Origin of the sequence: Marinobacter sp. 3-2, assembly GCF_003751355.1 — a bacterium.
GTDB classification, from domain to species: domain Bacteria; phylum Pseudomonadota; class Gammaproteobacteria; order Pseudomonadales; family Oleiphilaceae; genus Marinobacter; species Marinobacter adhaerens.
In genome coordinates this window covers 64,688-70,905 of the sequence record NZ_RJUQ01000002.1, presented here as the reverse complement: position 1 = coordinate 70,905, position 6,218 = coordinate 64,688, and the positions used below count along the sequence as shown (strand labels likewise).

At 60.3% G+C, this 6,218-nt stretch carries 9 protein-coding genes; 1 reads left to right on the top strand and 8 read right to left on the bottom strand.

Features of this window, described 5'->3' with window-relative positions; translation table 11 throughout:
- Positions 1-190 (top strand): hypothetical protein (locus EDB94_RS20760; protein WP_221180315.1); only part of this gene is annotated, 190 nt, incomplete at its 5' end.
- Between the two features lie 198 nt (positions 191-388).
- Here the strand turns inward: EDB94_RS20760 and EDB94_RS01240 are convergent.
- The 8 genes from EDB94_RS01240 to EDB94_RS01210 form a co-directional block, all read right to left on the bottom strand.
- Positions 389-1,183, bottom strand: coding sequence for an ABC transporter permease (locus tag EDB94_RS01240; RefSeq protein ID WP_003465028.1), 795 nt, complete (start codon positions 1,181-1,183; stop codon positions 389-391).
- Positions 1,184-2,113, bottom strand: coding sequence for an ABC transporter permease (locus EDB94_RS01235; protein ID WP_003465031.1), 930 nt, complete (start codon positions 2,111-2,113; stop codon positions 1,184-1,186).
- A 325-nt stretch (positions 2,114-2,438) separates the two neighbouring features.
- Complete coding sequence (locus tag EDB94_RS01230) at positions 2,439-3,284, bottom strand: ABC transporter substrate-binding protein (RefSeq protein ID WP_260312493.1); 846 nt, start codon at positions 3,282-3,284, stop codon at positions 2,439-2,441.
- A complete protein-coding gene (locus tag EDB94_RS20810) occupies positions 3,170-3,490 on the bottom strand; it encodes a hypothetical protein (RefSeq protein ID WP_260312492.1) in 321 nt (106 codons plus the stop codon). The genes EDB94_RS01230 and EDB94_RS20810 overlap by 115 nt, the downstream gene beginning before the upstream one ends.
- A 280-nt stretch (positions 3,491-3,770) precedes the next feature.
- The gene (locus EDB94_RS01225) at positions 3,771-3,995 is read right to left on the bottom strand and encodes a DUF2798 domain-containing protein (protein WP_003465037.1); all 225 of its coding nucleotides are present in this window, start codon (positions 3,993-3,995) and stop codon (positions 3,771-3,773) included.
- A 54-nt stretch (positions 3,996-4,049) separates the two neighbouring features.
- A complete protein-coding gene (locus EDB94_RS01220) occupies positions 4,050-4,751 on the bottom strand; it encodes a cysteine hydrolase family protein (RefSeq protein ID WP_003465039.1) in 702 nt (233 codons plus the stop codon).
- A gap of 90 nt (positions 4,752-4,841) precedes the next feature.
- Entirely contained in the window at positions 4,842-5,432 is a 591-nt protein-coding gene (locus EDB94_RS01215; RefSeq protein ID WP_003465041.1) for a TetR/AcrR family transcriptional regulator, read from the bottom strand.
- Positions 5,433-5,513: 81 nt separating this feature from the next.
- Positions 5,514-6,191, bottom strand: a complete 678-nt coding sequence (locus EDB94_RS01210) for a GntR family transcriptional regulator (protein ID WP_016487046.1) — start codon at positions 6,189-6,191, stop codon at positions 5,514-5,516.
- Positions 6,192-6,218: the final 27 nt, after the last annotated feature.

Sequence of the window (6,218 nt, the reverse complement as noted above, 5' to 3'; positions counted from 1 at the left end):
AGCGAACTGGCAAAACAGTTTTGGGAAAAACGAGGATAACGAATTTCAGTATCTCGACAGGGATAACTTACTTTACCATCTGTTATCCCTTTTAGCCGCACAAATTTTAGCCATGGCTTTTCAGGAAGTCAGGGCTATCAGAATGGCCTTAGAAAGCCTAGTCAAAGAGCTGTCACGAGAACACCGTTAGCTTAGCGTACGATTTTTTCCGAATTCTGCGGTTCCCCCGAGATGGGCCTGGACACGGGTGATAGATGCTGAATTAAGCCGTGTGACGGCAGGCTGTGCTGGGCTGCACGTCGGCATGGGCGTGCGTGGTCAGGACGCAAAAACACACTTGCCCGCAATGGCGGGCAAGTGTGTTTGCAGAGGGGGAGTGCGTTGTTGGTTATTGTTTGTTGCGACCGGCAATCACCACCAGGATCAGCGACGCCAGGATCAGGATCGAACTGATAGCGGCAATGGTCGGATCGATCTCGTCGCGCAGCGCCGTGAACATGCGCTTGGTCAGAGTCTGGTTGTCGCCGCCGGAGATGAACAGCGCCACCACAGTTTCATCCAGCGAGGTGATGAAGGCGAACAGTGTCGCCGAGACCACACTGGGCTTGATCTGCGGCAGGGTCACGGCCATGAAGGCGCGAAAGCGGTTCATGCCCAGGCTGCGCGCCACCATTTCCTGGGACATGTCGAAGTTACGCAGACCGGCCAGCAGCGCGATGATCACGTAGGGCAAGGCGAGCATGATGTGCGCCAGCACCAGGCCGGTCAGCGTGCTGATCAGGCCGACCCGGGCGTAAACGAAGAACACGCCGGCGGCGATCAGGATGATGGGCACCATCATCGGCAGCAGCAGGATGATCTGCAGCGTACGCACCACCTTCAGGCTGGAGTTGTTGATGGCGTAGGCGGCCGCCATACCAATCGGCAGGCTGATGGCCATGGTGAAAAATGCCGTGATCAGACTGACCCGCGCCGCCGACATCCACTCCACGCTGTTGAAGAACGCCTCGTACCAGTGGAAGGACCATTGCTTGGGAGGGAATTGCAGGAAGCGCGCCTCGGAGAACGACATGGGTACCACGATCAGCACCGGGATGATCAGGTACAGCAGGATCGCCGCGACCAGCACCGTGAACAGCACGTGGGACAGGCGAAGGTGACGCAGGTTGGCAAGCAGGTTCATTTAGCGCGCTCCCAGGATGCGTTCGATGGGGATGAAGCGATTGATGCCCCAGAAGATCAGGAACACCACAAACAGCAGCACCAGGCCGACTGCGCTGGCTGCGCCCCAGGCGTGATAGAGCTCGACGTTGCGTTGCACCAGCATCGACACCAGGATCGTGCGGCCACCGCCGAGCAGTTCCGGGGTGATGAAGAAGCCTAGGCAGATGACGAACACCAGGATGGAACCGGCCATGACCCCCGGCGCTGCCATCGGCAGGAAGACCCGGCGGAAGGTGTAGAAGGGTTTGGCGCCAAGGCTCTCGGACGCTTGCATGAGGTCCTGGGGGATTTTTTTCATCACCGAATACAGCGGCAGGACCATAAAGGGCAGCATGACGTGCAGGGTGCCGATTACCGTGCCAGTGGTGTTGTGCATCAGCGTCAGGGGTTGGTCGATGATGCCAAGGTCCATCAGCGTCTGATTGACCAGTCCGCGGCGTTGCAGGAGCACCAGCCAGGCATAGGCCCGCACCAGCACGCTGGTCCAGAACGGCAGGATCACGCAGATCAGAATCAGGTTGGCCCAGAAACCCTGCAGGCGCGAAGCGGCGTAGGCAATGGGGAAGCCCATGACGATCGACAGGATCGTCACCAGGAAACTGATCTTGAAGGTCAGGGCGAAGGTGTCCCAGTAAATGCTTTCCTGGAAAATCCGGATGTAGTTGGCCAGGGAAAACCCTTCCTCGGTCTGGACCGACTGAAAGGCCAGCCAGCACAGCGGCATGATCAACAGCACCACGACCATGACCAGCGCCGGGGTGAGCAGCAACAGCATGGAGGTGTGCTCCTTGCGTTCTTCACGGGCCAGGGCGTCTTCGCTGGTCATGGGCGGCTGGTGCTGCTGGTCGCTGGAGTCGGGCATGGATTTGGCGAGATAGGCGTTGGACATGATGACCTCTCGTCACTGCGCAGTGCTGGAGGGTATCCAGCACTGACGGGTAGCGCTGGCGGTGGCAGTCGTCCTGGCGGACAGCAGGGTGCGGTGCTCGGGTAATGTCATGTGAAGAACTCCCAATGGTGGGCAGGTACTTGAGGCGAGCGCGAGTTGTCTGCACAGGTCACTCTGCGGGACCCTCAGGCCTAATGTACCGGGATGCCAACGAATGAAGTGGACGCAATTGACCGGTGCGCAAGCGCTTTATGTCGAAATCGCGGGGGCAGACGGCATGTCCTGCGCCGAGGCCTCTGGCCTGCGGCGCAGCAACGGCCGATGGCTATTTTTTCTGGACGAAGGACAACCAGCGTTCTTCGGCCTTGACCCCGGCTTCGGAGGCCCACCATTGCGCCGAGAGCAGGGCCTGGCGCGAGATGTTGCCGGGTGCGGAAGGCAGCTTGGCCTCGCGCTCGGCCGGGATTACCCCGGTCTTGAAGGCTTCGGGGTTGAGCGGGCCGTAGTCGATGATCATCGGCAACGCCGCTTGCAGTTTGGCATCGATGGCCTCGTTGACGAATTTCATGGCGGCCACCTTGTGCGGCGAGCCTTTGAGGACGCACAACGAGTTGGTTTCCAGCACACCCTGGTTGTAGTCGAATGCCACGGGTGCGCCGGCGGCCTGTACGGCGGTGATACGGCCGTTCCAGGCCTGGATCATGTCCACTTCGCCGTCGCTGATCAGCTGCGCCGACTGCCCGCCGGACGTCCACCAGGTGGCGATGTCGGGCTTGATCTGCTCAAGCTTGCGGAAGGCGCGATCGACGTCCAGCGGATAGAGCTTGTCCATCGGCACGCCATCGGCCAGCAGCGCGATTTCCAGGGTTGGACGTGGCAGGTTACGTAGGGAGCGCTGGCCCGGGTATTTTTTGGTGTCCCAGAAGTCGGCCCAGGTCTTGGGTACGTCCGCGCCTTTGAACGCGTCCGTGCGATACGCCAGCACCGTGGAGTAGCTGATGTAGCCGACGCTGTATTCGTCCTTGAGGCTGTCGGGTATTTGCGCGGCATTGGGAATCAGCGCAAGGTCGAGCTTCTCGAACAGCCCTTCGGCTTCGCCACGGATGCAGTCGCCAGTGGGCAGGTCCACCACGTCCCAGGTGACCTTGCCGCTCTCGACCTGGGTCTTGATGATCGGGTGGCCTTGGGCGAGCTGTCCTGTTTGAGCGTCAGACCGAGCTTTTTCGCCGCAGGCTCCAGGATCGCCTTGCTCTGGGCTTCCTGATAAGCACCGCCCTGGGATACGAACGTGATGTCCTCGGCCATGGCCTGGGTGGCGCTACCGATGAACAGGGCCAGACTCGCGAGTTGGAAAGCTGTAGTGCGCAATGTGCTCATGGAAAGACTCCGAATGGTTGGCAGATTTTCTTGGGCGAGCTGTAGGTTTTGTTGTCGGTCGCTCTGCGGGACCATGGAGGTCTAATGTACCGGCTTGTCCGTGAACGAAGCGGCTACAAATGCGCGGATGAAAAGTGGTTTATTGCGAAAATGCGAACGGGCACAGTATTTCGTGCGTCGGGTGCGGGCTTGCGCGCCTGTCGCGAGCAGCCCCGAAGCCCCCGGTAGGAGCGAGCATGCTCGCGATGGCGGTGTGTTGGGTGAGTCATAGCCAAGTCATTCAGCCCACCGTCATCCGCCTCACCACGCGCCGAATCATCGGCGCCGCCAGCACCACCACCGGCAACATCGATACCCACGACAGCGCCCACGCGTTCAACCAGCGGCCGGCAAAGGCCAGGTCGAGCGCATGGGGTGTGGTGGCGATGGCGGCCGCGACCGCGCAGGTCAGGCCGGATTGAACGACGCCGAAAACGAAATGCTCATAACGGGCGGGGATTTTCATCGGGGGTTCTCGAGAAAGAGCGGGGGGGCGCGATGCCCGGCCGCTCGGGCACGATCAAGCCGGTTGCAGTTGCGCGATAGTCTCTTCGGTGGTCCACAGCCCGTGGGCGAGGAAGCGGTAATTGATGATGGCCGCCAGGTAGCCGTCGCCATCCGGCAGGCGCGGGCCGGCGGTGGCGTCGCGTACCACGACTATTTCAAAGCCCTGTTCGAGCAGTTCGCGCAGGTGTGATTCCACGCAAAGGTTGGCCGCCATGCCGGCGAGGATGATCTGCGACACGCCTTTCTTGCGCAATTGCAGCGCCAGGTCGTTGGTTTCCGGGCCGTAGACCTTGTGCGGCGAGGCGATGATGGTCTCGCCGTCGAGAATGTACGGCTTGTAGATCTCGAGGAAATCGGCGCCGGAGCCTTCGAAGTTTTCCAGGGTGTTCGGTCCCTTGCGATCGAACATGCAGATGCTGTGCATGACCTTTTCCAGCGGACCGCCAAAATGCCAGTCGTGGTCGTGCGGGTAGTAATAGTGTGGCGACACGGCCACGGGCAGGTCGTGAGCCTTGAAGGCCTTGAACAGTTTTTCCAGGTTTTCGACGGTGTTGTTCTCGACGATGCTCTCACCGAACACCGCCCAACTGGCGCCGGCAGGGCTGAGGAAGTCGTTCTGTGGGTCGATGACCACCAGGGCGGCTTTGCTCAGGTCGAGCTTGAAACCAGTGGCAGGCAGTGCGGGTTCGGCGGGGTCGGCGTACAGATGGCTCATGACGATTTACCTCTTGGGTGCTTGCGTGGATGAGACGTGAATGTTGCTTTATATAAATGACCAGTCGTCTTATTAATGAGGAAAAAAAACTCACTCCAATAGCCGAGGCAAGACCATCGATACGAAACGCTGCAGAGGTGCACCGTCGCGCAGGACCTTGCCGCGCATGACCGCACCTTCCCAGCCTTCGACGATGACACTGGCCAGCGCTTCGGCGTCGTGAGTTTCAGAGAGTTCGCGGCGCTGCTGCGCTTCACGCAGGCAGCTCGCGAGCAAACCTTCCCAGCGCGCCAGCACATCGGCCAGACGCTTGCGGGTTTGTTCGCTGCCATTGGACATTTCCAGGGACAGGTTGCCAATCAGGCAACCCAGGCTGTATTCATGCTCGCCGTGCTCGAGCACCAGGGCCTGGAAGAACTGGCCGATGCGCTCCAGCGGCTTGACCCGGGCGTCGTAGAAGATCGGCCCGTGGCGGGTTTCGATCGAGGTCCAGTATTCCTCGAGGATCTCTGCCGCGAAGTCTTCCTTGCTGGCGAAGTAGTTGTAGAAAGAGCCCTTGGGAATCTCGGCAGCGGCGGTGATGTCCTGGACGCCGCAGCCGTTGAAGCCACGGTTGTGAACCACCTGGCGGCCAATCGACAGCAAACGGGATCTGACTTCGAGGTTGACCGGGCGAGCCATGACAGAGACATCCAGTGATGAGAAAGTTTTAATAAACTAACTGGTCATCTATGTTTCGTCAACAGTCGAATTGACTGCCAATCAGTCCGCCTGCGCCATCTCGATGTACTCGAGCATCTTCTCGTTGCCATCGAGAATGTCACGGCAGATGGCCGCCCGTGCCGCCGCGCCATCGCGGCGCTTGAGTGCGTCGAGCACTTCCCAGTGATGGTCGATGGCCATGCGCTCGTTGAAGTTGCCATAGGCACGGGCGATCAGTGGGCCGGTGCGCATCCACAGGCTATCGAGCAAACCCGCCAGCACCGGCATGCGCGCGATGGTGGTCAGCGCGTAGTGAAATTGCTGATTGCACTTGAGAGCGGCTTGCAAGTCCTGGGCGTTGATCGCGGCGATGTTGTTTTCGATGCAGGCTTGCAGGTCTGCGAGTTCGCTGTCGGTCACCAGCGCGGCGGCCGTCTCCGCAGCCAGGCCTTCAAGCGCCAGGCGGATGCTGCGGATCTCGCCGTATTGCGCGGCGGTGAGGATGGGTACGCGGATGTCACGCGGGGTCTTGAGGATCAGCGCCTGTTCCTTGGCCAGTTGCAGGATCGCGTCGCGCACCGGTGTGACGCTGGTGCCCAGTTGTTCGGCCAGGTCGCGGATGCGCAGGCGGTCATCGGGCTGGAAACGCCCGGTGATCAGTGCCTCGCGCAGCAACTCGTAGATGCCACTGCCCAGGTAAGAGTGATTGAGGGTTTGAATAGGGTAGGGGTTGCTCATTGATCGCTCATGGGGTCGTCTCAGAAA

Excerpts from the sequence above, each read along its gene's own strand:
- EDB94_RS20810 (WP_260312492.1), bottom strand. The coding sequence starts at position 3,490 with ATGAGCACATTGCGCACTACAGCTTTCCAACTCGCGAGTCTGGCCCTG.
- EDB94_RS01235 (WP_003465031.1), bottom strand. The coding sequence starts at position 2,113 with ATGTCCAACGCCTATCTCGCCAAATCCATGCCCGACTCCAGCGACCAG.
- EDB94_RS01220 (WP_003465039.1), bottom strand. The coding sequence starts at position 4,751 with ATGAGCCATCTGTACGCCGACCCCGCCGAACCCGCACTGCCTGCCACT.
- EDB94_RS01215 (WP_003465041.1), bottom strand. The coding sequence starts at position 5,432 with ATGGCTCGCCCGGTCAACCTCGAAGTCAGATCCCGTTTGCTGTCGATT.
- EDB94_RS01240 (WP_003465028.1), bottom strand. The coding sequence starts at position 1,183 with ATGAACCTGCTTGCCAACCTGCGTCACCTTCGCCTGTCCCACGTGCTG.
- EDB94_RS01210 (WP_016487046.1), bottom strand. The coding sequence starts at position 6,191 with ATGAGCAACCCCTACCCTATTCAAACCCTCAATCACTCTTACCTGGGC.
- EDB94_RS01225 (WP_003465037.1), bottom strand. The coding sequence starts at position 3,995 with ATGAAAATCCCCGCCCGTTATGAGCATTTCGTTTTCGGCGTCGTTCAA.